Source organism: Mesorhizobium sp. C120A, assembly GCF_030323105.1.
Taxonomy (GTDB): Bacteria; Pseudomonadota; Alphaproteobacteria; order Rhizobiales; family Rhizobiaceae; genus Mesorhizobium.
In genome coordinates this window covers 4369170-4395706 of sequence record NZ_CP100476.1, presented here as the reverse complement: position 1 = coordinate 4395706, position 26537 = coordinate 4369170, and the positions used below count along the sequence as shown (strand labels likewise).

24 protein-coding genes and 4 pseudogenes are annotated in these 26537 nt (G+C 62.8%); 13 read left to right on the top strand and 15 right to left on the bottom strand.

Annotated features, from left to right (window positions below):
- The 4 genes and pseudogenes from NL532_RS21370 to NL532_RS21355 all read right to left on the bottom strand — a co-directional run bounded on the left by NL532_RS21370 (position 1) and on the right by NL532_RS21355 (position 4394).
- Positions 1-819 carry an ABC transporter permease gene (locus tag NL532_RS21370; RefSeq protein WP_023669394.1) on the bottom strand — a complete coding sequence of 273 codons (819 nt, stop codon included), beginning with the start codon at positions 817-819 and terminating at the stop codon, positions 1-3.
- A gap of 1 nt (position 820) precedes the next feature.
- Positions 821-1648: pseudogene (locus NL532_RS21365) on the bottom strand (ABC transporter permease); the annotation flags it as partial.
- Between the two features lie 321 nt (positions 1649-1969).
- Entirely contained in the window at positions 1970-3259 is a 1290-nt protein-coding gene (locus NL532_RS21360; RefSeq protein WP_023700524.1) for an ABC transporter substrate-binding protein, read from the bottom strand.
- A 34-nt stretch (positions 3260-3293) separates the two neighbouring features.
- Entirely contained in the window at positions 3294-4394 is a 1101-nt protein-coding gene (locus NL532_RS21355; protein WP_023689478.1) for an ABC transporter ATP-binding protein, read from the bottom strand.
- 264 nt (positions 4395-4658) lie between these two features.
- Here NL532_RS21355 and NL532_RS21350 point away from each other — a divergent pair, with 264 nt between their 5' ends.
- Positions 4659-5369, top strand: a complete 711-nt coding sequence (locus NL532_RS21350) for a GntR family transcriptional regulator (RefSeq protein WP_023669398.1) — start codon at positions 4659-4661, stop codon at positions 5367-5369.
- Between the two features lie 3 nt (positions 5370-5372).
- Here NL532_RS21350 and NL532_RS21345 read toward each other — a convergent pair.
- Positions 5373-6601: pseudogene (locus NL532_RS21345) on the bottom strand (GNAT family N-acetyltransferase).
- A gap of 91 nt (positions 6602-6692) precedes the next feature.
- On the opposite strand from NL532_RS21345, the gene NL532_RS21340 reads away from it, so the two are divergent.
- On the top strand, positions 6693-7751 hold the full coding sequence (locus NL532_RS21340; protein ID WP_023669400.1) for a polysaccharide deacetylase family protein: 1059 nt from the start codon (positions 6693-6695) through the stop codon (positions 7749-7751).
- Between the two features lie 15 nt (positions 7752-7766).
- On the opposite strand, the gene NL532_RS21335 is transcribed toward NL532_RS21340, so the two are convergent.
- The gene (locus NL532_RS21335; protein ID WP_023669401.1) at positions 7767-7982 is read right to left on the bottom strand and encodes a DUF2842 domain-containing protein; all 216 of its coding nucleotides are present in this window, start codon (positions 7980-7982) and stop codon (positions 7767-7769) included.
- Between the two features lie 150 nt (positions 7983-8132).
- Here NL532_RS21335 and NL532_RS21330 point away from each other — a divergent pair, with 150 nt between their 5' ends.
- Positions 8133-9257: a COX15/CtaA family protein gene (locus NL532_RS21330; RefSeq protein WP_023669402.1), complete on the top strand. Its 1125-nt coding sequence runs from the start codon at positions 8133-8135 to the stop codon at positions 9255-9257.
- A gap of 53 nt (positions 9258-9310) precedes the next feature.
- Here NL532_RS21330 and NL532_RS21325 read toward each other — a convergent pair.
- From NL532_RS21325 to speB, 3 genes and pseudogenes are all read right to left on the bottom strand, one after another.
- Positions 9311-10152, bottom strand: a pseudogene (locus tag NL532_RS21325) (aminoglycoside phosphotransferase family protein).
- 61 nt (positions 10153-10213) lie between these two features.
- Positions 10214-11140: an N-acetyl-gamma-glutamyl-phosphate reductase gene (argC, locus tag NL532_RS21320; RefSeq protein WP_023669404.1), complete on the bottom strand. Its 927-nt coding sequence runs from the start codon at positions 11138-11140 to the stop codon at positions 10214-10216.
- Positions 11141-11169: 29 nt separating this feature from the next.
- Positions 11170-12171, bottom strand: a complete 1002-nt coding sequence (gene speB, locus NL532_RS21315; RefSeq protein WP_023829442.1) for an agmatinase — start codon at positions 12169-12171, stop codon at positions 11170-11172.
- 98 nt (positions 12172-12269) lie between these two features.
- On the opposite strand from speB, the pseudogene NL532_RS21310 reads away from it, so the two are divergent.
- Positions 12270-12489, top strand: a pseudogene (locus tag NL532_RS21310) (glycerophosphodiester phosphodiesterase family protein); the annotation flags it as partial.
- A 200-nt stretch (positions 12490-12689) separates the two neighbouring features.
- Here NL532_RS21310 and NL532_RS21305 read toward each other — a convergent pair.
- The gene (locus tag NL532_RS21305) at positions 12690-13562 is read right to left on the bottom strand and encodes an aldo/keto reductase family oxidoreductase (protein WP_023689475.1); all 873 of its coding nucleotides are present in this window, start codon (positions 13560-13562) and stop codon (positions 12690-12692) included.
- Between the two features lie 91 nt (positions 13563-13653).
- On the opposite strand from NL532_RS21305, the gene NL532_RS21300 reads away from it, so the two are divergent.
- Positions 13654-14553, top strand: coding sequence for a LysR family transcriptional regulator (locus NL532_RS21300; RefSeq protein WP_023693291.1), 900 nt, complete (start codon positions 13654-13656; stop codon positions 14551-14553).
- Positions 14554-14819: 266 nt separating this feature from the next.
- Here the strand turns inward: NL532_RS21300 and rpsI are convergent, their stop codons facing one another.
- The 3 genes from rpsI to NL532_RS21285 all read right to left on the bottom strand — a co-directional run bounded on the left by rpsI (position 14820) and on the right by NL532_RS21285 (position 16449).
- Positions 14820-15302, bottom strand: a complete 483-nt coding sequence (gene rpsI, locus NL532_RS21295; protein WP_023669408.1) for a 30S ribosomal protein S9 — start codon at positions 15300-15302, stop codon at positions 14820-14822.
- 1 nt (position 15303) lies between these two features.
- Complete coding sequence (gene rplM / locus NL532_RS21290; RefSeq protein WP_023669409.1) at positions 15304-15768, bottom strand: 50S ribosomal protein L13; 465 nt, start codon at positions 15766-15768, stop codon at positions 15304-15306.
- Positions 15769-15984: 216 nt separating this feature from the next.
- Positions 15985-16449: a PaaI family thioesterase gene (locus NL532_RS21285; protein ID WP_023693292.1), complete on the bottom strand. Its 465-nt coding sequence runs from the start codon at positions 16447-16449 to the stop codon at positions 15985-15987.
- A 143-nt stretch (positions 16450-16592) separates the two neighbouring features.
- On the opposite strand from NL532_RS21285, the gene NL532_RS21280 reads away from it, so the two are divergent.
- The 6 genes from NL532_RS21280 to NL532_RS21255 all read left to right on the top strand — a co-directional run bounded on the left by NL532_RS21280 (position 16593) and on the right by NL532_RS21255 (position 21081).
- Positions 16593-17414 (top strand): enoyl-CoA hydratase, encoded by an 822-nt coding sequence (locus NL532_RS21280; RefSeq protein ID WP_023829443.1) that lies wholly within the window; start codon positions 16593-16595, stop codon positions 17412-17414.
- Between the two features lie 11 nt (positions 17415-17425).
- Positions 17426-17848: a VOC family protein gene (locus NL532_RS21275; protein ID WP_023682313.1), complete on the top strand. Its 423-nt coding sequence runs from the start codon at positions 17426-17428 to the stop codon at positions 17846-17848.
- Between the two features lie 8 nt (positions 17849-17856).
- Positions 17857-18633 carry an AAA family ATPase gene (locus tag NL532_RS21270; protein WP_023682312.1) on the top strand — a complete coding sequence of 259 codons (777 nt, stop codon included), beginning with the start codon at positions 17857-17859 and terminating at the stop codon, positions 18631-18633.
- A complete protein-coding gene (locus tag NL532_RS21265) occupies positions 18630-19151 on the top strand; it encodes a CoA-binding protein (protein ID WP_023829444.1) in 522 nt (173 codons plus the stop codon). The genes NL532_RS21270 and NL532_RS21265 overlap by 4 nt, the downstream gene beginning before the upstream one ends.
- 167 nt (positions 19152-19318) lie before the next feature.
- Positions 19319-20599 carry an O-acetylhomoserine aminocarboxypropyltransferase gene (locus NL532_RS21260; protein WP_023829445.1) on the top strand — a complete coding sequence of 427 codons (1281 nt, stop codon included), beginning with the start codon at positions 19319-19321 and terminating at the stop codon, positions 20597-20599.
- 155 nt (positions 20600-20754) lie between these two features.
- Positions 20755-21081 carry a cupin domain-containing protein gene (locus NL532_RS21255; RefSeq protein WP_502882008.1) on the top strand — a complete coding sequence of 109 codons (327 nt, stop codon included), beginning with the start codon at positions 20755-20757 and terminating at the stop codon, positions 21079-21081.
- 746 nt (positions 21082-21827) lie between these two features.
- Here NL532_RS21255 and NL532_RS21245 read toward each other — a convergent pair.
- Together NL532_RS21245 and NL532_RS21240 are read right to left on the bottom strand one after the other, a co-directional pair.
- The gene (locus tag NL532_RS21245; RefSeq protein ID WP_023829446.1) at positions 21828-23075 is read right to left on the bottom strand and encodes a cytochrome P450; all 1248 of its coding nucleotides are present in this window, start codon (positions 23073-23075) and stop codon (positions 21828-21830) included.
- Between the two features lie 107 nt (positions 23076-23182).
- Positions 23183-23773: a hypothetical protein gene (locus NL532_RS21240; protein ID WP_023829447.1), complete on the bottom strand. Its 591-nt coding sequence runs from the start codon at positions 23771-23773 to the stop codon at positions 23183-23185.
- A 310-nt stretch (positions 23774-24083) separates the two neighbouring features.
- On the opposite strand from NL532_RS21240, the gene clpP reads away from it, so the two are divergent.
- Positions 24084-24713 carry an ATP-dependent Clp endopeptidase proteolytic subunit ClpP gene (gene clpP, locus NL532_RS21235; protein ID WP_023682306.1) on the top strand — a complete coding sequence of 210 codons (630 nt, stop codon included), beginning with the start codon at positions 24084-24086 and terminating at the stop codon, positions 24711-24713.
- A gap of 295 nt (positions 24714-25008) precedes the next feature.
- Positions 25009-26283: an ATP-dependent Clp protease ATP-binding subunit ClpX gene (clpX, locus tag NL532_RS21230; RefSeq protein WP_023682305.1), complete on the top strand. Its 1275-nt coding sequence runs from the start codon at positions 25009-25011 to the stop codon at positions 26281-26283.
- Positions 26284-26537: the final 254 nt, after the last annotated feature.

Genomic DNA, 26537 nt, shown 5'->3' with positions numbered 1-26537 from the left:
TCAAACCCTGGCCCGCCTGCGGCCAACATAGAGGATGGCGCCCAGTGTGGCCAGGATCACCAGGAAGGAGAACACGGTGGTCACCGTGCCCAGCGCGTAGAGCACCGGCGTCGTGACATTGGTGGTCATGCCGTAGATCTCGAGCGGCAGCGTGTTGAAGGTGCCCGACGTCATCAGCGTGCGGGCGAACTCGTCATAGGACAGCGTGAAGCCGAACAGGCCGACGCCGATCAGGCTCGGCGCGATCATCGGCAGCACGACATGGGCGAAGGTCTGCCAGGAGTTGGCGCCCAGGTCACGCGCTGCTTCCTCATAGGCGGGCGAGAAGCGGTTGAAGACGGCGAACATGATGAGCACGCCGAAGGGCAAGGTCCAGGTCAGGTGCGCGCCGAAGGCCGATGTGTACCAGGCCGGGCGGAAGCCGACCTGCTGGAAGACGACGCCGATGCCGAGCGAAATGATGATCGAGGGTACGACGAGGCTGGCGACCGCCAGGTAGAACAAAGCGGTGGCGCCACGAAATTTTTGCCGGAAAGCGAGCCCTGCCAGCAGCGACACGACGACGGTGACGATCATCACCATGAGGCCGAGCACGAGCGAGCGCTTGAAGCTGCCGCCGAAATCGCCGACCGCCTGGCGCTCGAACAGATTGGCGAACCAGTGCAGCGACACGCCATTGAGCGGGAAGGTGAGGCCGCCGGTCTCGCCTTGGAAAGAAAGGATCAGGATCGCCGACAGCGGGCCGTAGAGGAACAGCACGAACAGAGTGAAGAAGACCGCAAGCACATAGAATTCGAGGGTGCGTTTTTCGTGGCTCACCTCAAAGCTCCTTGCGGATGTCGACGATGCGCAGGATGCCCGCGACCATCAACAGTACCAACACCAGCAACACTACGGCATTGGCGGCGGCTGCGGGATACTGCAGCAGCGACATCTGGTTCTTCATCATCAGTGCGACCGACGCGCTCTGGCCGCCCGACATCACCTGCACAGTGGAGAAATCGGCCATCACCAGCGTGACGACGAAGATGGTGCCGATCGCCATGCCGGGCTTGGCCAGCGGGATGACGACGTTCCACAAGACCTGCCAGCCGGACGCGCCGGCATCGCGCGCGGCCTCGACCAGCGAGCGGTCGATGCGCATCAACGTGTTGAAGATCGGCGTTACCATGAACAGCGTGTAGAGATGCACCATGGCCAGCACCACGGCGAATTCCGAATAGAGCAGCCATTCGATGGGTTTTGGCACCAGCCCCAATTGCACCAGCGTCGAGTTGATCAACCCGTTGCGGCCAAGCACCGGGATCCACGAGATCATGCGGATGATGTTGGAGGTCAGGAACGGCACCGTGCAGACAAGGAACAGCACCATCTGCATGGCGGTGGTGCGGATATGGAAGGCGAGGAAATAGGCGACCCAGAAGCCGATGAACAAGGTCAGAGCCCAGACGATGGCAGCGAATTTGATGGTGTTGAGATAGGTCTTCCAGGTGACCCATGATCCCAGCACGTCGGAATAGTTCGTCGTCAGGAAATCCGGATACATGGCGGCGAAGTCGTAGTCCCAGAAGGAGACGACGACGATCATGATGATTGGCAAGAGCAGGAACGCACCGAGGATGACCGCCAGCGGCGCCGATTGCAAATAGGGCGTGACGGCGCCAAGGGAGACGCGGCGGCGTCTGGCGGGCTTGGCTGCTGCGATGGCGGGGCGTTCGAGCGCGACTGTCATTGGGAAAATCCTCCGCGTGATCGCGATGACTTGCGATCCTTCGCGCCCCCCTCTGTCCTGCCGGACATCTCCCCCACGAGCGGGGAGATCGAACTCTCATAACGGCCTTCGCCAAACTCCAACGTTGCTAACGAAGAGCCGGCCATGACGCTGCCAATCTCCCCCCAAGTGGGGGAGATGTCCGGCAGGACAGAGGGGGGCGCGAAGGATCGCAACATCACAGTGAACGCGTCCGCTCTACGCCGCGATGAATTCGTTCCAGCGCTTCACCATGTAGCGGTCCTCGTCCATGACCGAGTTCCAGCAGGCGACTTTGCCCATACGCTCTTCGAACGAGCCGCCGTCGCGCACGGCGCCGGCCTTTTCCATGACGGTGCCGTCCGGCGCCTTGATCTCGCCCTTGGCCGGCTTGCCTTCGATCCAGTAGCCCCATTCGTCCTCGGACATGAACTTCTTGGCCGAGACCATATTGGCGGAATAGTAGCCCTGGCGGTTGAGATAGCCGCCGACCCAGCCCGACGTATACCAGTTGATGTATTCGTAGGCGGCGTCGAGCTCGGCGCCCTTGAGATGGGCGGCAAGGCCAAGGCCGCCGCCCCATGAGCGATAGCCCTCCTTGAGCGGCTGGAAGCGGCATGCGATGCCTTTGGAGCGCACGGCAGCGACGGCCGGCGACCACATAGACTGGATGACCACTTCGCCCGATGCCATCAGGTTGACGCTCTCGTCGAACGACTTCCAGAAGGCGCGGAACTGGCCGGCCTGCTTGGCCTTGATGAGGAAGTCGATCGTCTTGTCGATCTCTTCCTTGGTCATGTTGCCCTTGTCAGCATATTCGATGCTGCCTGTGGCCTCCATGATCATGGCCGCATCCATGATGCCGATGGACGGGATGTTGAGGATCGCGGTCTTGCCCTTGAAGGCCGGGTCCATGATGTCGGCCCAGGTGGTGATGTCGCGGCCGACGAGGTCGGGCCGGATGCCTAGCGTATCGGCGTTGTAGATCGTCGGCACCATGGTGAACCACTTGGTCGGCGCCTTGGCGAAGGTCTTTGAGTCCTGCGCTTCGACATAGCCGACCGTGTGCGGCGCGGTGCCCTGGGCAATGATGCTGTCGGGCGTCAGCTTGCCGGTTTTGAACAACGGCACCAGTTCGTCGTAGTATTTCAGCTTACTGACATCCATCGGCTGCAGCACGCCGCTCGGGAACACCTTCTTGCAGATCCAGTATTCGATGTCGGCGATGTCATAGCTGTCGGGCTGGGTCACGGCGCGCTGGGCGGCCGCGTCCGAATCGGTCGCCGTCATTTCCAGCGTGATGCCGAGGTCGGCCTTGCACTTGTCGGCGATCGCGTTCAGGTTCGACACGCCGGTGCCGAACTGGCGCAGCGTGATGTTGGACTGCGCCCAGATGGTCGGGAAGCCTGTAATGGCGCCCGAGCCTGCGGCGAGGCCGACGGCGGCCGCACCTGTCTTGAGCAACGAACGGCGCGAAATTCCGGTCTTTGTTTCTACTGTTTTTGTCATTCCTATTCCCCTGTTTTGTTTTGCTTCGTTGAATTCATGAATGAAGGCGGCCGAGGACGATGGCGTCCTCGGAATCCCAGGCGAGCGGTACGGCGTCGCCAAGGGCGACGGGTTTGGCGAAGAAGTCGGAATCGTCGATGATAACGGTGAAATCGTCGATGCCGCCGCCGGTGACCGACAGCTTCACCGTGGCGCCGCGATATTCGATGTTGGAGACGATGCCGGTGAAGCCGAGGCCGGGAGAGGGTGCTTCGCCGATGCGCACATGGTCGGTGCGGATGGCGATGTCGATCGGCGTGCCCACCTCCTGGCCCGCCTCCCGGCCTTGCCCGCGGGCGGCGAGCGAGGCGCCACCATTGACGTCGAAGACGACCATGCCGTCGCGCGCGCCGGTAACCCGGCCGGAGATGACATTGTGGTCACCCATGAAGCGCGCGACGAAGGCGGTGGCCGGCCTTTCGAACACATCTCGCGGCGGCGCCGCCTGTTCGATGCGGCCGTCATTCATCACCACGATCAGGTCCGCCAAGGCCATGGCCTCTTCCTGGCTGTGGGTGACGTGGACGAAAGTGATGCCAAGCGAGGTCTGCAATTTCTTCAGCTCGGCGCGCATGCGTATCTTCAGGAACGGGTCGAGTGCCGACAGCGGCTCGTCGAGCAGCAGCGCCTCGGGATCGGTGATCAGAGCGCGGGCGAGTGCAACACGCTGCTGCTGGCCGCCGGAAAGCTGCGCCGGCCGGCGCGTCGCATAGGCCTCCATCTGCATCAGCTTGAGCATGTCGAGCGCCTTGGCACGGCGCTGCTCCTTGTCGACGCCCTTCATCTTCAGGCTGAAGGCGACATTGTCGACAAGGTCGAGATGCGGAAACAGCGCATAGGACTGGAACATCATCGCCGTGCCACGCTTTGCCGGCGGCAGGTCGGTGACGACAATGTTGCCGAGGCGGACATCGCCCGACGAAATGCTTTCGTGGCCGGCGATCATGCGCAGCGTCGAGGTCTTGCCGCAGCCGGAGGGGCCAAGCAGGCAGCAATAGGTGCCTGCCGGTATTTTCAGGCTGATGGCCTCGACGGCAGTCGTCGTTCCGTACACTTTCGAAACGGAGACGATGTCGATCTCGGCGGCTTTGGACATTCAGGCTTCCCCGTTTGGTCGCATTAACCAATGCATTATGCGTGCCAATCGGCGGCAATCGGCCCAAGCGTTTGAATCGACAGCGAAATCGGGGTTCTTGCCCACTGCCTAGCCGGTAGGCTATCTTGTGCATTGCACAAATTATGGGCGATTGTGCGCGATCTGCACAAGAATCGTATGCAATCTTTTTTGGCTTCGTGTCCACTTTGCCTCTCGTGCGCAGGCGACGAGTCGCGCTAGAAGAGGCTGGGAACCATCATCGCCATGAACATTGCCGATCAGATCCATTCCGCCGACAGCGCCAACCAGGATCGCGCCCAGGCGATTCGCGACAATCTGCGGGACGCCATCGTCGACCGTCGGCTGACGCCCGGCACCAAGCTGTCGGAAGGCGAGGTCGGCACGCTGTTCGACGTCTCGCGCACCGTCGCGCGCGCGGCGCTGCAGATGCTGTCCTTCGAGGGGCTGGTGCGTACCGAGCGCAACCGTGGCGCCTTCGTCGCCAACCCTTCGCCCGAGGAAGCGCGCCAGGTGTTCGCATCGCGCCGGCTGATCGAGCCGGGCATAGCCATTGCCGCCTGTGGGCGGGTCACAGCCACCGATATCGCTGCGTTCCGCGCGCAGCTCGACGAGGAAGGCCGCTTCATCGCCGAGCGCGGCCCAACCGCGCGGCGCTCCGAAATCAAGGCGTCGGGCGATTTCCATCTGCTGCTCGCCTCCGTCGCCGGCAATGCCATCCTGCAGCGCTTCATGGAGGAGCTGGTGGCGCGTTCGTCGCTGGTGATCGCCCTTTACGGACGATCCGGCGTGTCGGCCTGCGGGCACAGTGAGCACACGGAAATGGTCGGCGCGCTGGAGAGCGGCGATTGCGGGTTGGTGAGCCGGCTGATGCTGCACCATATCGACCACATCGAGGCGGATCTCGACCTGCGGGTCAGGGCCGGCCCGGCGCTCCGCGAAGCGCTGAATTTCTGAACGCTAGTTTTCGTCGTCCGTGGGAGCGGGCGCTGCCTGTCCGGCGGCCTTGCGGCGCAGCATCTTGGTCAGTTTCCAGACCGTCGGGTTGTTCTTGATGAAGGCTTTCGCCCGTGCGCCCTGCCGCAGCGCCGACGCCAGGGCGCGTCCCTTCAGCGTCAGGGGCGCCAGCACCTCGAAATGCTGGGTCTCGATATCGCACCAGAGCCGCTTGTAGGGCTCGTCGCCGACCGAGAAATCATAGACATCGAAGCCTGTTTGGCAGGCTTCCTCGATGATGTCGAAGAAAAGGAAATCGCCGGGGCTGGTGTGGCCGAGATCGTCCTCGGCGATGGCGCCGAATTCGCAGATCAGGCGTTTGCCCGAGCGGCTCGAGCCGGTGATTGCACGCAGCTTGCCGGCCACTTCGAGCCCATGCAGCACAAAGGCCGGTTTCTCCTCGGCCAGCGCGCCGGCGAAGAGGGCACGGAAGAAAGCCCGCACCTCCGGCTCGCCGAAGACATTGGCGATGCCCATCTTGGCGAAGCGGAACTCCTTCATCTCGAAGAAAGCGTCGAGCAGCCGGTTCACGTCTTCGGGTGTCTGCGCCTCGATGCGGCGATGAACGCCGACCGCCTCGAATTTTCGTGTCTGCGAACGGTGCTTCTTGCGCTTGCGCTTGCCGCCCACACGCGACAGCAGCGCATCGAAACCACCGTCGAGATTGACGGCGAGCGACAGGTTTGGGCTCGGAAAGTTGGAGAACGCCACCAGCGGATTGGCAACGCCATCGAGGTCGGGCAGAAGCCTTTCCAAGGCAACGAGATCGATGTCGGGACGCGCCTTGCCGATCGCCGTCACCAGCCTGCGGATCCCCCAGCATCTGCCTTTGCCAGCCATGCCGGATCGGCGGCGGCGAAATTGCCGTTGGCATGGCGCCCGCCCATGAAGCGGGCGACGCGGAATGGACCAGTTCGCGTGATTTCCAGTGCCAGTGCAAAGACCGGCCTGTCCTCGATTGTCAGCGTGGCAATGACGGCATCGGGATTAGCCTGCGCCGTCCAGGCACGAACCCAGTCCGCGCTTTGCGCCGGCGCAAACAGCGCCGAACGGCAGAATTCGCCGTAAGAGGCGAGCGCGGCAGCATCTGCGATCGACACCGACAGACTGGTCTGGTCGGCAGCCGGCGTGCGCGCAGACGCCTTGCTTGCGGCGAGCCGATTGCCGTCAAATGACGCGGTGGCGTCAACCATACCTCAATCCTTAAGGCGTATTCGTCGCGATCAGGAGTTCGCGTCGGCGCGTTCCGTGCTTGGATCGAGCCTAGGCGCAAAAGGTGAATGAATGATCGACGGTGGTGAGGCAGTTCGGAAACTGGCGCTTAATATCGCCCGCTTTACCGGCCTTGCACCGCTGGCCAAGCCGTTTGTCGGCGGCATTGGCGCCATCCTCATGTTGCATCGGGTCACCGCCACGCCGGAGAAGCCGGACGGCGTTAACCGCCACCTCAACATCGCCCCGCGATTCCTCGACGCTCTCGTCGCCGACATGAAGTCGAGGGGCTATGCCTTCGTCACCCTCGACGAGGCGATCGAGCGCATCAAGGCCGGCGGCAAGGACGGCCAGTTCGCCACCATCACCGCCGACGACGCCTATCGCGACAACATGACCGAAGCGCTGCCAGTGCTCGAAAAGCACGACGCGCCGATCACCATCTATGTCGCGCCGGGTCTGATCGACGGCAGCGCCGATTTATGGTGGGACGTGGTCGAGGATATCGTCAACGCGCGGGAGCGTTTGACGCTGGCGACGCCGAAGGGGCCGGTGACCATAGACTGCTCGACCCACGGCAAGAAACTCCACGCCAATGCGCGTCTGCATGCCTATCTGACGCTCGAGGTGCGCGAGGAGGATCAGCGCGCCGTGCTGCGCGATCTGGCGCACTCGAACGGCATCGACCTCGATGGCTTGCGCCCAAGCACGCTGATGACCTGGGACGACATCCGCGCCGTGGCCGGGCACAGGCTGGTGACGATCGGCGCGCATACGGTCAACCACCGCAATCTGAAGCGGCTCGACGAAGGCGATGCGCGCCATGAGATCGTCGACGTCAGGCGCCAACTGCAGGCGCAGCTCGGTGAAGACCCCCGTCATCTCGCTTACCCCTATGGTTACGCCAGCGCTGTCGGCTGCCGCGAAGTGGGCTTTGCCCGCGACGCCGGCTACGCCTCGGCGGTGACCACTCGCCACGGCGTGCTGCACGCCGAGCACGCCGGCTTCCTGCACGCGCTGCCGCGCATTTCGATCAACGGCCGCTACCAGAGCGTCGCCCATATCCGCACCATGTTGTCGGGCTTAACGACGCCGCTGGCCAATGCCGGCAAAATGGTGGTCACCATCTAACCTGGGGCGGGCTCTTCAGCCTTTCGGCGGCGGCTCCAGGATCAGCCATTTGATGATGCCCATCGCAGGCAGCACCCAGAACAGGCCGCTGAACAGGAAGAACAGGAAGTGCACCAGCGGGCTGGATTGCGACAGCTGCGCGACCGCTATGATCGACGCGACCAGCGCATAGATGATGACCAGCGCCACCAGCAGGAAAGTTCCGATCAGCTTTTTCAGGCGGATGGGCATGAGCGTTCTCGTTGATCGCCTCCGCTTAGGCCCAACCGCGCGCCTGTGCAACCCGGGAGATGCGGCGCGACGGCGTGCCGCGCCGTCCGGTCTTGTCAGCCGGGTTGCGATGGTTCACCAATCCGCCACGTCAACCTGCCGGGACCAACCATGGCCGCCATATCAGCCGCCGCGCCTTACATTGACCGCGATCGCGACTTGAAAAATCGGGCGCTGGTGCGCGGCTGGCTGTATGTCGTGCTTCTGGTGCTGTTTGCGCTGGTGCTGGTCGGCGGCGCCACCAGGCTCACCAATTCCGGCCTGTCGATCACCGAGTGGAAGCCGATCCACGGTGTGATACCGCCGCTCAATGACGCGGAGTGGCAGGAGGAATTCCAGCTCTACCAGAAGATTCCGCAATATGCCGAGCTCAACAAGGGCATGAGCCTCGATGCCTTCAAGTCGATCTTCTGGTGGGAGTGGGCGCACCGTATCCTGGCGCGCAGTGTCGGCCTGGTCTTCGGCCTGCCGTTGCTGGTCTTGTGGGCGACGCGCCGCATCGAGCGCGGCCTTGGGCCAAAGCTGGTCGGTATTCTGCTGCTTGGTGGCCTGCAAGGCGCCATCGGCTGGTGGATGGTGGCCTCCGGCCTGGTCGACCGCGTCTCCGTCAGCCAGTACCGGCTGGCGACGCATTTGACGCTTGCCGCCCTGATCTTCACTGCCACCATGGTGGTCGCGCGCGGGCTGGCGCCGCATTCGGAGCCTGCCGCCGGCCGGTCGACGCAAAGACTGGCCGGTTTCATCGTGCTGCTGGCGCTGGTCCAGATCTATCTCGGCGGGCTGGTCGCAGGGCTCGACGCCGGCCTGAGCTACAACACCTGGCCGCTGATGGACGGCAAGATCATCCCCGGCGAGCTGCTGCTGCTCGAACCGGCCTGGCGCAATTTCTTCGAGAACCCGAAGACGGTGCAGTTCGTCCACCGGCTCGGCGCCTATACGGTCTTTGCCATCGCGCTCTGGCATATGATAGCGACGCGCCGGCGGCTGCCGGGCACGACACACGCACGCCGCGCAACGCTGCTGTTTCTGCTGGTGCTGGTGCAGGCCTCGATCGGCATCGGCACGCTGCTGATGCAGGTGCCGCTGCACATGGCGCTGACCCATCAGGCCTTCGCGCTGGTCCTGCTGGGATTTGCCGCCGCCCACTGGCGCGGCAACAAGGGCGCCTATCCACTGCCAACGCGGCCGCCCATGAACGCAGGTACATCGTCTACGGTGTCTTGGCCGTCGCAATAATCTATTTCGCGAACGAACTGCCTCGCTACGTCTAAAGCGCGAGGCTGCGCCGGTCAGAAGCTGAGCCGCACCTTTCGGATCACTCCCGCAACCGACAGCTCGCGGTTCTCGTCGACCGCATTCTCGTCCTCATGATGCCATGCGGCCGACAGGCAGCCATAGGCGATGGCATGGTCGAGAATGGCAGCCGGCGTCTGGCCGAGTGTCCTGGCGAAGATCTCAGCCATATGCGCGATGCGCTCGGGATCGAGGCAGAGGTCGTCGCGCCCCAGTGGGTTGTAGAACAGATTGGCGGCGTCGAAGCCGGGATCGCCGAGCACGCCCTTCGGGTCGATCGCCAGCCAGCCGCGCGCACCGTGCAAAATGTTGTCGTGATGCAGGTCGCCATGCAGCGGCTTGACCGCATGCGGGGCATCGAGCAGCCGGTCCGCGCGATTTCGGCGGCCTCGATATAGAGGCTGTGCTCTCCGGCGTCGCGATCGGCTCCGGCCTTTTTGAACAGGCTGGCAAACCGTGTCCGCAGCGGCTGCAGGTCCGGCGGGGCAGGGTGTCTTGAGGGCGAGAACAGTCTCCCCATCAACTCGGCCGCGATTGCGGTCGCGGCGTTGTCGCCTTCTTTGGCCAGAACGTCGGAAAGCAGGGTGTCGCCGGCATATTCGAGCAGCATGCGGTGGCCGTCCCGGCCAAGCAGCCGCACCGCGCCTTCGCCGCGCCGCCATGCGAGATAGTGCTCGCCGCGCAACTCGTCCTCGACATCGTCGAATGGTTTGAGCGCCTTGACGATGGCCGGCGAGCCGTCCTCACGCCGCACCTTCCAGATGCGGCTCGAAAACGTCTCCGCAATGAGCTCGGGCGCGCTGATCTTCCAGCGCTTTGGAAATGCAGGCGCGTCCATTCAGAGCGTGGTGCCGAAAAGTGTTAAGCGGTTTTCGGGCAACATGCTCTCTCCAACTGAATTAAAGGCCGAGCATCAGATCCATGTTCTGAACGGCAGCACCCGAGGCGCCCTTTCCGAGATTGTCATAGACCGCAATCAGCAGCGCCTGCGCCCTGTCGTCATTGGCAAAGACATAGACCTTCATGCGGTTGGTGCCGTTATAGACCTCGGGATTGATCTCGGGCAGGCGCTCCACGTGCTCGTAAGGAGCTACCTCGACCACGCCGCCCTTGATGGCGGCAAAATGGTCGGCGATTGCCGCGTGCAGTTCGGCGCCGGCCGGCACATGGTCGAGCCCGCCGAGCTGCAGCGGCACCACTGTGATCATGCCTTGGGCGAAATTGCCGACCGCCGGCTGCATGATCGGATCGTGCGACAGCTTCGCATAGGTGCGCAGCTCCGGCACATGCTTGTGCTGCAGGGTCAGCCCATAGACCTGGAATTCAGAGGCATCCTCGCCCTTGGCGACATAGTCCTCGATCATCGGCCGGCCGCCGCCCGAATAGCCCGAAATGCCATTGACGGTGATCGGGAAATCCGCCGGCAGCAGGCCGGCGGCGACCAGCGGCCGCAGTGTCGCGATCGGTCCTTGCGGCCAGCAGCCGGGATTGGCGACGCGTTTTGCATTGGCGATGATCTTGGCCTGGCCCTTTTCCATCTCGGCAAAGCCATATTCCCAGCCCTCGGCTACGCGATGTGCCGTGGAGGCGTCGATCACCTTGGTGGTGTCGTTGGCAATCAGCGATACGCTTTCCTTGGCAGCCGCATCCGGCAGGCACAGGATGGCGACATCGGCTGCATTGAGGAACTCGGCGCGCGCCGCCGTTTCCTTGCGGCGCTCGGCCGGGATCGAGATGATCTCGAGGTCGCCGCGCTCGGCCAGCAGCGCCCGGATCTGCAGGCCGGTGGTGCCGTGTTCGCCATCGATGAAGATTTTCGGTTTCATGTGCCCGTCAATTCCCTGCTAATTCAGGCCTATATGCCCTGGCCATGGTTTGCCGCGCCATGGTTGCCGCTGTTCAGCTCTTCCGCCCGCGCTTTTCGCTCGGCCACCAGGCCGAGATAGTGCATGGCCACCATCGAGCCGGCGATCGCCGTTATATCGGCGTGATCATAGGCCGGCGCAACCTCGACGACGTCGGCGCCGACAATATCGACTTGGCCGAGCTGGCGCAGCGTCGACAGGATTTTCGCCGAGGACGGTCCGCCGGCAACCGGCGTGCCGGTGCCGGGCGCAAAGGCCGGGTCGAGGCAGTCGATGTCGAAGGTGAGATAGGTCTTCCTGCCGCCGGTGCGGTCGACGATCGCATAGGCGATGTCGGAAGCCCGCATCTCCTCGATCTCGTGACCGTAAAGGATCTTGATGCCGAACGTATCGGGGGCATGCGTGCGGATGCCGATCTGGATCGAACGATCAGGATCGATGATGCCCTCATTGACGGCGCGCCCGACGAACGAACCGTGGTCGATGCGCTTGCCATCGTCAGGCCAGGTGTCCTGATGCGCGTCGAACTGCACCAGCGCCAGCGGCCCATGGATGGCGGCATGCGCCTTGAGCAGCGGCCAGGTGACGAAATGGTCGCCGCCGAGCGACAACAGGAAGGCACCCGATTTCAGGATCTTCGCCGCCTCGCGCTCGATCGTGCCTGGTGTCTTCTGGTGATTGCCCGAATCGAGCAGGCAATCGCCATGGTCGATGACGGCGAGATGCTCGAACAGGTCGCGCGAGAACGGATATTGCGGGTCGTTGTCGAGGATCGCCGAGGCGCGGCGGATCGCCTGCGGCCCGAAGCGCGCGCCCGGCCGGTTGGTGACGGCGGCATCGAACGGAATGCCCCACACGACGGCGTCCGCGCCCTTTGCATCCTTGGTGTATTTGCGCCGCATGAACGACAGCGCGCCGGCATAGGTCGGCTCGAAGGAAGGCCCCGTCTTGGAGCGGGCGGTGAACGCGTTGTCGATGGTCTGGTTCGCCATTACGGGTCCTTCTTTGTTCATCGGGCTGCCACAACTACAGAACCGGCACGCAAGATGCCAGTCACAGCTTGGCGAAGGACTTGTATCGCCAAGGTGCAAGGCCCGGCGGCTTCCTCTCCGGCGGCTGCGGCGATGAACTGGCGGTGCAGGCCGGCATGCCGGCCGAGACCACGGTTTCTGGGCCGAACGCGGCGCCACCATCATCCAGACCGACGAACCGAAGGCTGCCATTGGCTGGCTGGGGGCCAACGGGTTTAAGGTGCCTTATGTGGATGAGGCGAAGCCGGCCGAGCCGCGAATACGGCGAGTATCAATTAGAAATCGTACGTCGGCGCCATCACCCCACCCGGCGCTGCGCGCCGACCTCCCCATCGAGGGGAGGTAGGGCGTTGGCGCTTTAGATTCCGACAGTCGTAGCGATTGCGAGGCATGCAAGGCTGCCGCGACCTCCTACCTCCCCTCGATGGGGAGGTCGCGCCGAAGGCGCGGGTGGGGTGACAGCGCCGCCCGCAAAATCTTCACGCCGCTTTCGCCACCCCATCCAATTCCCTTAGCACATCGGCCGACAGCTCCAGTTCCGCCGCCGCCAGGTTCTCTCTCAAATGCCCGATCGACGACGTCCCCGGGATCAGCAGGATGTTCGGCGAGCGGCGCAGCAGCCAGGCGAGCGCAACCTGCAAGGGTGTGGCGCCGAGCCGCGCGGCCACATCCGACAAGGTCGACGACTGCAGCGGGCTGAAACCGCCGAGCGGGAAGAACGGCGTGTAGGCGATACCGGCGCGCGCCAGTTCATCGATCAACCCGTCGTCGTCGCGATGCGCCAGATTGTACTGGTTCTGCACGCAGACGATCTCGGCGATCCCACGGCCTTCCTCGACCTGCGCTGGGGTGACGTTGCTCAGGCCGATATGGCGCACCAGACCCTTGCGCTGCAGTTCGGCAAGCGCGGTCAACTGCGGCTCGATCGAGCCCTCGGCGGGACCCATCACCCCGAACATGATGCGCAGATTGACGACATCCAGCACCTCAAGACCGAGATTCCTGAGATTATCGTGCACGGCCTGCTCAAGTTCCTTGGCGGAATAGGCAGGCAGCCATGAGCCGTCGCTGCCGCGCCGCGCCCCGATCTTTGTGACGATGACGAGGTCTTGCGGATAGGGCGCCAGCGCTTCGCGGATCAGCTGGTTGGTGACATGCGGGCCATAATAGTCGCTGGTGTCGATGTGGTTGACCCCGGAGGCCACCGCTTCGCGCAGCACTGCAATGGCCGCGTCATGATTCTTCGGCGGACCGAAAACGTGCGGGCCGGCAAGTTGCATGGCGCCGTAGCCGAGCCGTTTCACGGTGTGGCTGCCGAGGGTGAATGTGCCGGATTTTTGGATGGTGGACATGGTCGGTCTCCTTTGAGGAGGCGAAGATAGACGCTGCTCAACCTCGGGATAATAAGGTACAATCCGTACAGCTTGTGCGGAATGGCGAACAATGATGGACCTTGGCGATCTGAACGCTTTCGTGACGGTGGCGCGTGCCGGCGGCTTTCGCGAAGGGGCTCGCGCCGGCGGCGGCAGCGCGTCGGGCCTGAGCGAAGCGGTGCGCCGCCTGGAGACGCAGCTCGGCGTCAGGCTGTTCAACCGCACGACACGCAGCGTCGTTCCGACCGACGCAGGTCTCAGCCTGCTCGGACGGCTTGGCCCGGCGCTGTCGGAGGTGGAGGCGGCCCTCGACGTGGTCAATGGCTTTCGCGACAGGCCGGCTGGTTCGCTGCGCCTCAACGTCCCGGTCAGCGCCGCGCGGCTGATATTGCCCGACATCGTTCCGGGCTTCCTCGCCGCCTATCCCGGCATTCGGCTGGAGGTCATCGCCGATGAGAACTTCGTCGACGTGCTGGCGGCGGGCTGCGACGCCGGCATCCGCTATGACGAGCGACTGGAGCAGGACATGATCGCGGTGCCGATCGGACCGCGCGTCCAGCGCTTCGCCACTGGCGCCAGCCCCGCCTATCTCGAGCGCCATGGGCGGCCGCAGCACCCGAGCGACCTGCTTGGCCATGCTTGTCTGCGCGGTCGTTTTGCCAGCGGTGCGATGCTGCCGTGGGAATTCGAGCGCGACGGCGAGGTGGTGCGTGTCGACACGACGGGGCCGTTGATCGTGCGGATCGGCGGGGCGAGCGATCTTGCCGTCCATGCGGCCATTGCCGGCAGCGGCATCGTCGCTCTCTTCGAGGGCTGGCTTCGCCCTCACTTCGAAAGCGGCGCCCTGGAGCCCGTGCTCGAACCGTGGTGGCAGAGTTTTCCCGGACCATTTCTGTACTATCCCGGACGGCGTCTGGTTCCAGCGCCGCTACGGGCGTTTATCGATTACATCAAGGCCGGCAAGTTCTGAGACTTGAACCGAGGCCGGCGCCATCACCCCACCCGGCGCTTCGCGCCGACCTCCCCATCGAGGGGAGGTAGGGTGCCGCGTTTTTATGGTCGAACTGGTTTGTAGCCGCTGGACCATCGTGGATTGTCCGGGCGGCAAAACTGCCGCGACCTCCTACCTCCCCTCGATGGGGAGGTCGGCGCGAAGCGCCGGGTGGGGTGACTGCCGAGACCCAAAAGAAAAGGCCGCCCGGAGGCGGCCTTTCGATGTCTGGAACGTCGCAGCGCTTAGCGCTTCGAGAACTGGAAGGAACGACGGGCCTTCGCCTTGCCGTACTTCTTGCGCTCGACGACGCGGCTGTCGCGGGTCAGGAAGCCGCCCTTCTTGAGCACGGCGCGCAGTGCCGGCTCATAGTAGGTCAGCGCCTTGGAGATGCCGTGACGAACGGCACCGGCCTGGCCGGACAGGCCGCCGCCGATGACGGTGGCGACGATGTCGTACTGGCCGGCGCGGTTGGAAGCGATGATCGGCTGGTTGAGGATCATCTGCAGGACCGGACGCGCGAAATAGGTCGCGAATTCCTTGTCGTTGACGACGATCTTGCCCGAACCCGGCTTCACCCAGACGCGGGCGATGGCGTTCTTGCGCTTGCCGGTGGCATAGGCGCGGCCCGACTTGTCGAGCTTCTGGACATGGACGGGTGCTGCCGGCTGGGTGTTGGTGTTGCCGGTGGCGGCGCCCAATTCTGCGAGCGAGGAAAGCTCAGCCATCTTATGCAACCTTCTTGTTCTTGGCGTTCAGCGCGCCGACGTCGAGGGTGACGGGCTGCTGGGCGACATGCGGATGTTCCGTGCCTGCATAGACGCGGAGGTTCTTCATCTGACGACGGCCGAGCGGCCCGCGCGGGATCATGCGTTCGACGGCCTTCTCGACGACACGCTCGGGGAAACGGCCCTCGAGCAGCTGGCGCGCGGTGCGCTCCTTGATGCCGCCGGGGTGACCGGTGTGCCAGTAATAGACCTTGTCGGTGAACTTCTTGCCGGTGAACACCACCTTGTCGGCATTGATGACAATGACGTTATCGCCGTCGTCGACATGCGGGGTGAAGGTGGGCTTGTGCTTGCCGCGAAGATGATTGGCGATGACAGTGGCGAGACGGCCGACGACGAGACCCTCGGCGTCGATCAGCACCCACTTCTTCACCACATCCGCAGGCTTCTGCGAAAAGGTTGCCATGGATTTTCTGCTTTCGATTTTGACCTTCCGAAGAAGGCGTTTCTTGTTGCTTGGATTGGCGACAAGGCACTTGCCCGCCGCCAATAACAAAACGGCGGCCTTTGCGGGCCGCTGCTTCGTGACGGCTTATAGGCGAGGGGGTGGTGCACGTCAAGGCGCGGGAAAAGCACGTCTGCTCGTAAAGTGTAATAAAAACAAAGGTTTGATCAAAAGGTATTATTTTACCACATCGGCGGCGCGCTTCGGCGGGATCGAATAGGTGCCGGTCGCATGCGCTACCGTGTGTCCCTTCGGTCCGGCGACGATGTCGATATCGAACACCATCAGGCTCTTGCCCAGCTTCAGGATGCGGCAATGGCCGTCGATCGGCCCGGCTTCGGCCTTGCGGACAAAATTGATGTTGAGGTTGACGGTAACCGAAAGCGCATCCGGCCCGGCATGGCTGAGCACGCAGACATAGCCGCCAATGTCGGCCAGCGTGAACAGCGAGGGCCCGGACACCGTGCCGCCGGGACGCAAATGCCGTTCGCTGGCGTTGAGCCGCACCGTGCAGCCGCCGGGAAACACATCGAGCGCCTCATACGACGTGAACTCGTCGTTGAGCTGGGGGTAGACGCTGGCCATCAGCGCATTGACTTCAGCCGCCGTCAGCACCGGCTTGAGATTGTCCTGGGCGGGCATGTCGGTCTCTCGTTCAATGCCGGGCCTGTATGAACTCAATGATGCGCTTCTGGCAACACCTCTGGCGCAAGCGATGGGTGTTGATGAAACTCGATCCGATATTAGATAGTCTGGCGCGCCGGCGGAATCGCGGAGACCTTGTCATGGCCGAAATCCTTTCTATCAAACCTGTTGCCATAGACGGGCCGGTCATCGCCAGGCTGGACAAGGGCGTGCTGCGCCTGACGCTCGCCAATCCGCCCGCCAATGCCTTGTCGCTTTCCGTCATGGCGGCACTGAGCGCCGAGCTCGACCATGCCAAGGCCAACAAATCGGTCCGCGTCATCGTCCTGGCGGCCGCCGCGAAAGTCTTTTGCGCCGGCCACGATCTCAAGGAAATGACCGCGCGCCGCGCCGACGCAGACAAGGGCAAGGGGTTTTTCGAGCAGACATTTTCGGCTTGCGCGGCGTTGATGCAGCAGATCGTGCGCCATCCGCTCCCGATCATCGCCGAAGTCGATGGCCTCGCCACTGCTGCGGGGCTGCAACTGGTTGGCAGTTGCGACCTCGCCATTGCCTCGCATGAAGCGACCTTCTGCACGCCGGGCGTCAATATCGGCCTGTTTTGTTCGACGCCGATGGTGGCGCTGTCACGCAACGTGTCTCACAAGCACGCCATGGAAATGCTGCTCACCGGCGAGACCATCGATGCCGCAACCGCCAAGGAATTCGGCCTGGTCAACCGCGTCGTGCCGCGCGAATACCTGAATCAGATCGTCACCAAATACGCGCAAACCATTGCCTCCAAATCATCTCTGGTGGTCAAGACCGGCAAGGAAGCCTTTTACGCGCAGGCCGAGATGGGGTTGGCGGACGCGTATGCCTATACCGGCCGCGTCATGGTCGAGAACATGCTGGCCCGCGACGCCGAGGAAGGCATCGGCGCCTTCATCGGCAAGCGCAAACCGGAATGGACGGACGAATAGGTTTTCGATCCATGGAACCGCGCATCTCCATCATCACCATCGCCACCGACGATCTCGAGCGCGCCGTGCGCTTTTACGAGGGCATGGGCCTGAAGCGCCACGCCGGCATCACCGATGGCGTCGCCTTCTTCCAGATGGGCGGCGCCATTCTCGGCCTGTTCCCGCGGCCAAGCGCCGAGGAGGATTCAGGCATTGCCTTCGCCGCAGCACCGTCGGCGGTCTACCTCGCCTACAACACCCGCTCCGATGCCGAGGTTGACGAGGTCTTGGCCGCAGCCGAGAAGGCCGGCGGCACAATCGTCAAGCCGGCCGGCCGTGCCTTCTGGGGCGGCTGGTACGGCTATTTCGCCGATGCCGACGGCCATGTCTGGGAAGTGGCGCACAATCCGGCCTTCCCGATCGCGGATGACGGCACCATCTCGCTGCCGGATTGAGCGTCCGCATGGGCTATCGCAAGCAACTGACCCGGCTTAAGGCGCCTTATCTCAAACGCATCCTGATTGACCCCGAGCGCGTGGAAGATTGGGAAAAATATCCCTGGAACCTGCCGCTGTTCCGCGGCCGCGAATTCGAGCTCGAATTCACCACGCCGATCACCATCATTGTCGGCGAAAACGGCACCGGCAAATCGACGCTGCTGGAAGCGATCGGCGCGGTGGCCGGTTACGACGAAGCCGGCGGCGGCAAGGGCTACATGCCCGTCGACCACTCCGGCGCCATCGACGAGAGTGGTGCAGCGCTTGCCGACACGTTGCGCGGCCACTGGCTGCCGAAGGTCACAGCGGGTTGGTTCTTCCGCGCCGAATCTTTTTACACGGTTGCCCGCTATCTCGATCAGGCGGCGCTGGAATCTGGCGGGGCGCCGCCGGATTTCCTGTCCTGGTCGCATGGTGAAGGGTTCATCCGCTTCTTCGAGGAGCGCTGCCGCCGGCAAGGTATCTACATCCTCGACGAGCCCGAAAGCGCGCTGTCGCCATCGCGGCAGATCGAGCTGCTGAAGATGCTGCGGCGCATGGACCGGTCCGGCACGGCTCAAGTGATCATGGCGACGCACTCGCCGCTGCTGATGGCCTGTCCGGGCGCGCGGCTGTTCCGCATCAGCCGCTTCGGCCTCGACCCCACAGATTTCACCGATACCGATCATTTTCGCATGATGCGCGACTTCTGCACGGACCCGCAGTCCTTTATGGAGGAAGCACTGAGGGAGACCGACGAGTGAATCACGATAGCTACGACAATGCCTATATCGGCGGCATCCTCAATTCTGTGAAGACCATCGCCATGGTCGGCGCGTCGGCCAACGATGTCAGGCCGAGCTTTTTCGTGCTGAAATATCTGCTGGCCAAGGGCTTTTCGGTGTTTCCGATCAATCCGGGGCAGGCCGGCAAGGAAATCCTCGGCCGCATGACCTATGCCAGCCTTGCCGATCTGCCGGAGCCGGTCGACATGGTCGACATCTTTCGCGCCTCTGCAGCGGTGCCCGGCATTGTAGATGAGGTGCTGAAGCTCGACCCCTTGCCGAAGGTGATCTGGATGCAGCTTGGCGTGCGCGACGACGAGGCGGCCGCGCGTGCCGAGGCGGCCGGTATCAAGGTGGTGATGAACCGCTGCCCGAAGATCGAATATGGCAAGCTGTCGGGCGAGATCGGCTGGACCGGCGTCAACTCCGGTGTGCTTTCGTCGAAGAAGCCGCTGATGCGGTCGGGATTCCAGAGTTTCGGTGTGCGCCAGAAGTAAGGCAGTGAATGGTGAATGGTGAATAGAAGGATTTTCCTGGAAGCCGGGTAAAGCCGCATATGAGCGGCTTGCAATCAAGGTGGGACTGGCCGACTTTGCGACCACCATTTATCGCTCACCATTCATCATTTCACCATTCACACGTTTACCGCTCAGGGAGGTTTTCGATGACCCGCACGCCCGGTTTCAACACGCTCGCCGTCCATGCCGGCGCCAAGCCCGACCCGGCAACGGGCGCACGCGCCACGCCGATCTACCAGACGACCTCCTTTGTGTTCGACGATGCCGACCATGCCGCCTCGCTGTTCGGGCTGAAGGCCTTCGGCAACATCTACACCCGCATCATGAACCCGACCCAGGCGGTGCTGGAAGAGCGGATCGCGGCGCTCGAAGGCGGCACGGCTGCACTTGCCGTTGCTTCCGGCCATGCCGCACAGGTGATCGTGTTCCACAATCTCATGCGGCCTGGCGATAATTTCGTCGCCGCCACAAGGCTTTACGGTGGTTCGATCAATCAGTTCGGCCATGCCTTCAAGAATTTCGGCTGGGAGGTGCGTTGGGCCGACACCAACGACGTCTCCACCTTCGAAAGCCAGATAGACGACAAGACCAAGGCGATCTTCATCGAGAGCCTGGCCAATCCCGGCGGCACCTTCGTCGACATAGAGAAAATCGGCGACATCGCCCGCAAGCACGGCTTGCCGCTCATCGTCGACAACACGCTGGCCTCGCCCTATCTGGTGCGGCCGATCGAGCATGGCGCCGACATCGTCGTCCATTCGCTGACCAAGTTCATCGGCGGCCACGGCAATTCGATCGGCGGCGCCATCGTCGATGGCGGCACGTTCGACTGGTCGAAATCCGGCAAATATCCGATGCTGTCGGAGCCGCGCCCCGAATATGGCGGCCTTGTCCTGCACGAAACCTTCGGCAATTTCGCCTTCGCCATCGCCGCGCGCGTGCTTGGCCTGCGTGACCTCGGCCCGGCGATTTCGCCGTTCAATGCCTTCCTGATCCTGACCGGGCTGGAGACCTTGCCGCTCAGGATGCAACGCCATTGCGACAATGCGATCACCGTAGCCGGCTGGCTGTCCAACCACCCCAAGGTCGCCTGGGTCAACTATCCCGGCCTGCCCAGCGACAAGAACAACGCGCTGCAGAAGAAATACTCGCCGCAAGGCGCCGGTGCTGTCTTCACCTTCGGCCTGAAGGGCGGCTACGAGGCCGGCATCAAGTTCGTCGAGGCGCTCGAACTGTTCTCGCACCTCGCCAATGTCGGCGACACCAAGTCGCTGGTCATCCATCCGGCATCGACCACGCATCGCCAGCTTTCCGACGAGCAGAAGGTCAAGGCGGGTGCGGGACCGGACACGGTCCGGCTTTCCGTCGGCATCGAGGATGTCAACGACATCGTCGCCGATCTGGAACAGGCTTTGGCCAAGGTTTGATTTTTTGAAGTGAGTAGTGAGTAGTGAGTAGTGGTCGGTATTCACTAGTTAGCAGTGATTAGTGATTAGCCACCCGTTCGAGGGAGCGCTTTCCGCTCACTACTCACTACTCACTAACCTGTTGGAGGCAAATCCTGTCCGCGCATTACCTGGCCATATTGACCGACAGCGTCGACGCCGAGATTGGCGCCCCGGCGCCGGATCGTCTGATTGCGGGCGATCCGAAGTTCCGCACCTGGAATGTCGAGGAGCGCGACGGCGGGCTCTATGCCGGCATCTGGGAAGCGACGCCGGGCAAATGGCGCATCGAATATGACGAATGGGAGTTCTGCCACATCCTGTCCGGCGTCTCGGTGGTTGCCGAGGATGGCGGCGAGGCGCGCACGGTCCGGGCCGGCGACAGCTTCGTGCTCAGGCCAGGCTTCAGGGGCAGCTGGGAAGTGCTTGAAACGACCCGCAAGGAGTATGTGATCAAGCTCTGACCGCTCGGTCGCGCTTGGACTTCACAAAAGCCGATCGATGTCAGTGTCGGAAAGCCGTATCCGCTCATCATCTCCCTGTGCCAGGGACTTCCAAGCAAATCACTGAGACATAAATCGACGCGCTGGAGCAGGGTGGCACTGCCTTTGGCGAGAGCGAAAGCGCCGGGCGCTGGCTGTTTTTCGACTGTCGGGACGTCGAGAGGCGCGTCGGGTCGCCGGCTCAGATAGCCGCGATGCGCGAGCGCTGCACTCGCATAGGCATGCACCACGCCGGCCGCGACGGCGTTAGCTGCTTCGGCCTGAGTGGCAAATATCCTTAGCCGTTCGGGCTGAATAGCGTTTTGCAGGGCCGTCCGGTGCTGGATCTGGCCCGATATGACGCCGATCAGCGCCGTCCGATCATTGGCGACGGACCGATAGCTATCGAAGGCGCGGGGATTGTCTTTCGCGACCAGCAATCCATCCGCCAGCATCCAGATCGGCCTTGTGAAGTCGACCAGCTTCCGGCGGTCGTCGGAAATGAACAGGGCCGGTGGTTATGTCCCACCGATCTTCGGCAAACCCAGGCAGCAGCTCGGCAAACTCGGTCTCGATGGGCAAAAGTTCCAGCCCGAGCGTCAGGCAGACCTCTTGGCCAGTTGGGCATCGCTGCCGCCCAGACGTCCCGATCCGTCGATAAAGCAGAAGGGTGGTTCCTGTAGAAAGGCGAATCTCATTTTCTCGGGCATGCGTCGGCTCCGCCGTCCTCACAAGCTCACAATGAGCCTTTCCAGCCCATGGAAATGATAGGTGTCGCGGAAGCGCGGCTGCTCCGCAAGATGGAGTTGCGGCTGCCGCTCGAACAGGGTTTTCAGCGACACCTGCAATTCCAGCCGCGCCAGCGGCGCACCGATGCAGAAATGGATACCGGCGCCGAACGAGACATTCTTCTGGTCTGGTCGGCCGGGCCGGAAGGCGCCGGGTTCGGCAAGGGCAAGCGGATCATGATTGGCCATGCCGAGCAGCAGGCCGACCGTCTCGCCCGGTTGTACGACAACCCCGGATGTCACCTCGACCTCCTGATAGGCGTAGCGGGTGAACATGTGCAGCGGCGCGTCGAAGCGCAGGCACTCCTCGACCGTCGCAGCGGTTGCTTCCGGCGAGGTGAAGAAACGGCCGGGGTCGCCGCCTTGGGCCAGCAACGTGCGCACGGCGTTGCCGGTTTGATGGACGGTCGCCTCGTGGCCGGCATTGAGCAACAGGATGGCAGACGAGACCAACTCGTCTTCCGACAGCTTCTGGCCATCCTCTTGTGCCGCGATCAGCAGCGATAGCAGGTCGTCGCCAGGCTTCTTCCGCCGCTCGGTGACATAGCCGCGCAAAAAGTCGGAAAAATCGTGCGCGGCGCGATTGGCCGCTTCCTCGGTCTCGCGCGTCCGGCCATGCATGTACATGGCCACCATCCGGTGCGACCAGTCGAGCAGTTGCGGCCCCATTTCGACCGGCACACCGAGCATTTCGGCAATGATGGTGATCGGCAAAGGTGCGGCGAAGCTGGGCAATAGATCGACCTGGCGCGGTTCGAAACGGTCGATCAGCTCATTGGCCAGCGCCTCCACGCGCGGCCGCAGCCGCTCGACCTGGCGCGAGACGAAGGCGCGGTTGACCAGGGTTCTGAGCCTGGTGTGCACCGGCGGCTCCAGCTCCAGCATCGAATTGCTCTCGATGCCGTCGAAAGCGGCCAAATGCGAGCGATCCTCGCCGATGCCGCGGCTGTCGGGAATGCCGGCCGGGTTCTGGCGACCGAAGCGGCGGTCGCGCAACAGCCGGTTGACGTCGTCGAAGCCGCCAAAGCACCAAAAGCCGAATTCCTCCCAGAAGAAGGCATTCGATGCGCCATGCAGGACGGCATAGGCGTCGTAGGGGTTCTGGAAAAACGCCGGTTCGTGCGGATCGAGCCGCAGGCGGCGCGTGGCTGGATCAAAGGCGAGGTAGGGCGGCATGGATGTGGTCATGCCAGACCATTACCGCGGCTTGCCGGCTTGGTGCCAGACCGGATGTTGGCACCCGACGGCCCTATGGATTGAGCCAACCGAGGCGGACCTCGGCGAAGTACCGAAGTCTAATCCTCGCAATGCCTGGCAATATGCACGCGGCGCCAGCTGGTCGAGCCTTCCTGCACCACCACCCGGCGCGCCATCCTCTGGTATGACGGCGCTATCTGGGTGACGTGCCGCCGCTCGGGCCGCACCAGCACTTCATGGGCGACGCTCTCATATTCGGCCGGCAGCACAACCCGGCGGGTGCGCTCCGGTTCAACCACCACTGTTTCGGCCACACGCGCGTAGCGGGCCTTGCGCCACACCTTGCACAGCACCTTGCGGCCGTGGATGACGCGCCATTCCCAGGCATAGCCGCCATCGTCGACCTGGACCGTGCGGTAAACGGTGCGGGTTCTCGCCGGTACGATGTCATAGGTGACTCGGGGCGGCGCGATCTGCTCGACGCGCTCCATGGTGCCATAGATCGGCGGATCATAGTCGACCAACTGCCCGCCGGGACTGACCATGACGTCTTCATAGACGGCGTCATAGAGCGCCGGCCTGTGCACCGGCTCATAGCATTCGGCGGCCCGGCCGCCGGCAACCGCATCGGACACCATGCCGAGACCGGCAAGGCCGGAGATGGCGAGGCAAGCAGTTTTCCTGATCATGGCACTCCCCCTGTTTGAACCCGAAACGTGAGGTTCAATGTTGAATTGTAGGGGAAGGTTCTCCGGGGGAAAGCGGTTTCGCCGCATTTCGTTAAGCGACGCGGTTAAGGAATTGCTACACCGCAAAAACGCCGCTGGCCGCGTTCGGACTTTCCCTTGCGCGGAAACCTTGATTCGACTTAACCAGATGGCTAGGAGGAGGCGGCCTTGCGCTAGGGTGAGCCGGCATCCTATTTACATTCTAACCATCAAGAACCGATTCTGCCCGATGTTCCGGCGCCGGAATCCCCATCTCCAAAAAGGGTAGTCCATGAAGAACCCCGTCGAAACCTACATGAACCTCGTTCCGATGGTGGTCGAGCAGACCAATCGCGGCGAGCGGGCCTACGACATTTTCTCGCGCCTGCTGAAAGAGCGCATCATTTTCATCACCGGCCCGGTCGAAGACGGTATGGCGACGCTGGTTTGTGCACAGCTTTTGTTCCTCGAGGCCGAGAACCCGAAGAAAGAGATCAATCTCTACATCAACTCGCCGGGCGGCGTGGTGACCTCGGGCATGGCGATCTACGACACCATGCAGTTCATCAAGCCGGCGGTGTCGACGCTGTGCATCGGCCAGGCGGCGTCGATGGGCTCGCTGCTTCTGACCGCCGGCCACAAGGACATGCGTTTTGCCACGCCGAACGCCCGTATCATGGTTCACCAGCCTTCCGGCGGTTTCCAGGGCCAGGCCTCCGACATCGAGCGGCACGCGCAGGACATCATCAAGCTGAAGCGCCGCCTCAACGAGGTCTACGTCAAACACACCGGCAAGAGCTACGAAGACATTGAAAAGACGCTTGACCGCGACCATTTCATGACAGCCGACGAAGCCAAGGATTTCGGCCTCATCGACAAGGTCATTTCGTCGCGCGAGCCGGTCGAAGGCGCTGCGGCATAATCGCTGCATGGCAGTTGGGTGGCGGGATAACGCGCTTTTGCTGGGATTTGCGGCATTTCGGCCACAATTGGCTGTTCCCTCGGTGGATGGGATTGCCTACGTTAAGGCTATGTTGATTTTCGACGGCTTAGCTTTGTGCAGGGTTGGCGCGAATCATTGCGACGTTTTCTGATTTGTGTTTCGTACGGAATGCGTTGCGGGAGCCGGGACACTGGCGGCGGCGAATTCCCGCGATAGATAGAATATGCGCCCTTTCAGCCAGACCATCGGCGGGCGGCCATGAAAGGACAGGAAAATGAGCAAAGTCGGCAACAACAGCGGTGATTCGAAGAACACGCTTTATTGCTCGTTTTGCGGCAAAAGCCAGCACGAGGTGCGCAAGCTGATCGCCGGCCCAACGGTGTTCATCTGCGACGAGTGCGTCGAGCTATGCATGGACATCATCCGCGAGGAGAACAAGACCTCGATGGTGAAGTCGCGCGAGGGCGTGCCGACCCCGCAGGAGATCCTGAAGGTTCTTGACGACTATGTCATCGGCCAGCCCTACGCCAAGCGCGTGCTGTCGGTGGCGGTCCACAACCACTACAAGCGCCTCGCGCATGCCGGCAAGAACAACGACGTCGAATTGGCGAAGTCCAACATCCTGCTGATCGGCCCGACCGGCTGCGGCAAGACGCTGCTTGCCCAGACGCTGGCCCGCATCATCGACGTGCCCTTCACCATGGCCGACGCGACGACGCTGACCGAAGCCGGTTACGTCGGCGAGGACGTCGAAAACATCATCCTGAAGCTGCTGCAGTCGGCCGACTACAATGTCGAGCGCGCCCAGCGCGGCATCGTCTACATCGATGAAATCGACAAGATCTCGCGCAAGTCCGACAACCCATCGATCACCCGCGACGTGTCGGGCGAGGGCGTGCAGCAGGCGCTTCTGAAGATCATGGAAGGCACCGTTGCCTCCGTGCCGCCGCAGGGCGGCCGCAAGCATCCGCAGCAGGAGTTCCTGCAGGTCGACACCGCCAACATCCTGTTCATCTGCGGCGGCGCCTTCGCCGGGCTGGACAAGATCATCTCGGATCGCGGCAGGAAGACTTCCATCGGCTTCGGCGCCATCGTCGCTTCGCCCGAGGATCGCCGCACCGGTGACGTGTTCCGCCTGGTCGAGCCCGAGGATCTCTTGAAGTTCGGCCTCATCCCCGAGTTTGTCGGCCGTCTGCCGGTCCTGGCGACGCTGGAAGACCTCGACGAGCCGGCTCTGATCCAGATCCTGACCGAGCCGAAAAACGCGCTGGTCAAGCAGTATCAGCGGCTGTTCGAGATGGAAAGTGTCGACCTGACCTTCCATGAGAATGCGCTGTCGGCGATCGCCAAGCGCGCCATCGAGCGCAAGACCGGCGCCCGTGGCCTCCGCTCGATCATGGAAGCGATCCTGCTCGACACCATGTTCGAACTGCCCGCCCTGGAAGGCGTGCGCGAAGTGGTGATTTCGGAAGAAGTGGTGACCGGCAGCGCCCGGCCGCTCTACATCTATTCCGAGCAGAAGGAAAAGAAGGGCAACGTCAGCGCCTGATCTGGCATCTGGCCTAACCTTTTTATGGAACGGCGCCCGCGGGGCGCCGTTTTGCTGTGGTGAGGTACCGATCCTTGTGACGGAGTGGATGAACGAACGTGTCGACCCTTGATCTTTGCCCCTCGTGCATCCAACTAACATCGGAAGGCCGTGGTGCCGAATTCTGTGCTGTAAAACTCCCGTCACAAACGGTGGTAGGCGGAACGATCCTCGGTCGTTAATATGAGATTCGCGGTTGGCTCGATTAGCGGCCG

Coding starts and splice junctions, on each gene's coding strand:
- NL532_RS21270 (WP_023682312.1), top strand. CDS start 17,857: ATGGGCTATCGCAAGCAACTGACCCGGCTTAAGGCGCCTTATCTCAAA.
- NL532_RS21340 (WP_023669400.1), top strand. CDS start 6,693: ATGATCGACGGTGGTGAGGCAGTTCGGAAACTGGCGCTTAATATCGCC.
- NL532_RS21260 (WP_023829445.1), top strand. CDS start 19,319: ATGACCCGCACGCCCGGTTTCAACACGCTCGCCGTCCATGCCGGCGCC.
- NL532_RS21350 (WP_023669398.1), top strand. CDS start 4,659: ATGAACATTGCCGATCAGATCCATTCCGCCGACAGCGCCAACCAGGAT.
- NL532_RS21360 (WP_023700524.1), bottom strand. CDS start 3,259: ATGACAAAAACAGTAGAAACAAAGACCGGAATTTCGCGCCGTTCGTTG.
- NL532_RS21335 (WP_023669401.1), bottom strand. CDS start 7,982: ATGCCCATCCGCCTGAAAAAGCTGATCGGAACTTTCCTGCTGGTGGCG.
- NL532_RS21245 (WP_023829446.1), bottom strand. CDS start 23,075: ATGACCACATCCATGCCGCCCTACCTCGCCTTTGATCCAGCCACGCGC.
- NL532_RS21240 (WP_023829447.1), bottom strand. CDS start 23,773: ATGATCAGGAAAACTGCTTGCCTCGCCATCTCCGGCCTTGCCGGTCTC.
- speB (WP_023829442.1), bottom strand. CDS start 12,171: ATGGCGAACCAGACCATCGACAACGCGTTCACCGCCCGCTCCAAGACG.
- NL532_RS21275 (WP_023682313.1), top strand. CDS start 17,426: ATGGAACCGCGCATCTCCATCATCACCATCGCCACCGACGATCTCGAG.
- clpP (WP_023682306.1), top strand. CDS start 24,084: ATGAAGAACCCCGTCGAAACCTACATGAACCTCGTTCCGATGGTGGTC.
- NL532_RS21285 (WP_023693292.1), bottom strand. CDS start 16,449: ATGCCCGCCCAGGACAATCTCAAGCCGGTGCTGACGGCGGCTGAAGTC.
- NL532_RS21280 (WP_023829443.1), top strand. CDS start 16,593: ATGGCCGAAATCCTTTCTATCAAACCTGTTGCCATAGACGGGCCGGTC.
- NL532_RS21330 (WP_023669402.1), top strand. CDS start 8,133: ATGGCCGCCATATCAGCCGCCGCGCCTTACATTGACCGCGATCGCGAC.
- NL532_RS21305 (WP_023689475.1), bottom strand. CDS start 13,562: ATGTCCACCATCCAAAAATCCGGCACATTCACCCTCGGCAGCCACACC.
- argC (WP_023669404.1), bottom strand. CDS start 11,140: ATGAAACCGAAAATCTTCATCGATGGCGAACACGGCACCACCGGCCTG.
- rpsI (WP_023669408.1), bottom strand. CDS start 15,302: ATGGCTGAGCTTTCCTCGCTCGCAGAATTGGGCGCCGCCACCGGCAAC.
- clpX (WP_023682305.1), top strand. CDS start 25,009: ATGAGCAAAGTCGGCAACAACAGCGGTGATTCGAAGAACACGCTTTAT.
- NL532_RS21355 (WP_023689478.1), bottom strand. CDS start 4,394: ATGTCCAAAGCCGCCGAGATCGACATCGTCTCCGTTTCGAAAGTGTAC.
- rplM (WP_023669409.1), bottom strand. CDS start 15,768: ATGGCAACCTTTTCGCAGAAGCCTGCGGATGTGGTGAAGAAGTGGGTG.
- NL532_RS21300 (WP_023693291.1), top strand. CDS start 13,654: ATGATGGACCTTGGCGATCTGAACGCTTTCGTGACGGTGGCGCGTGCC.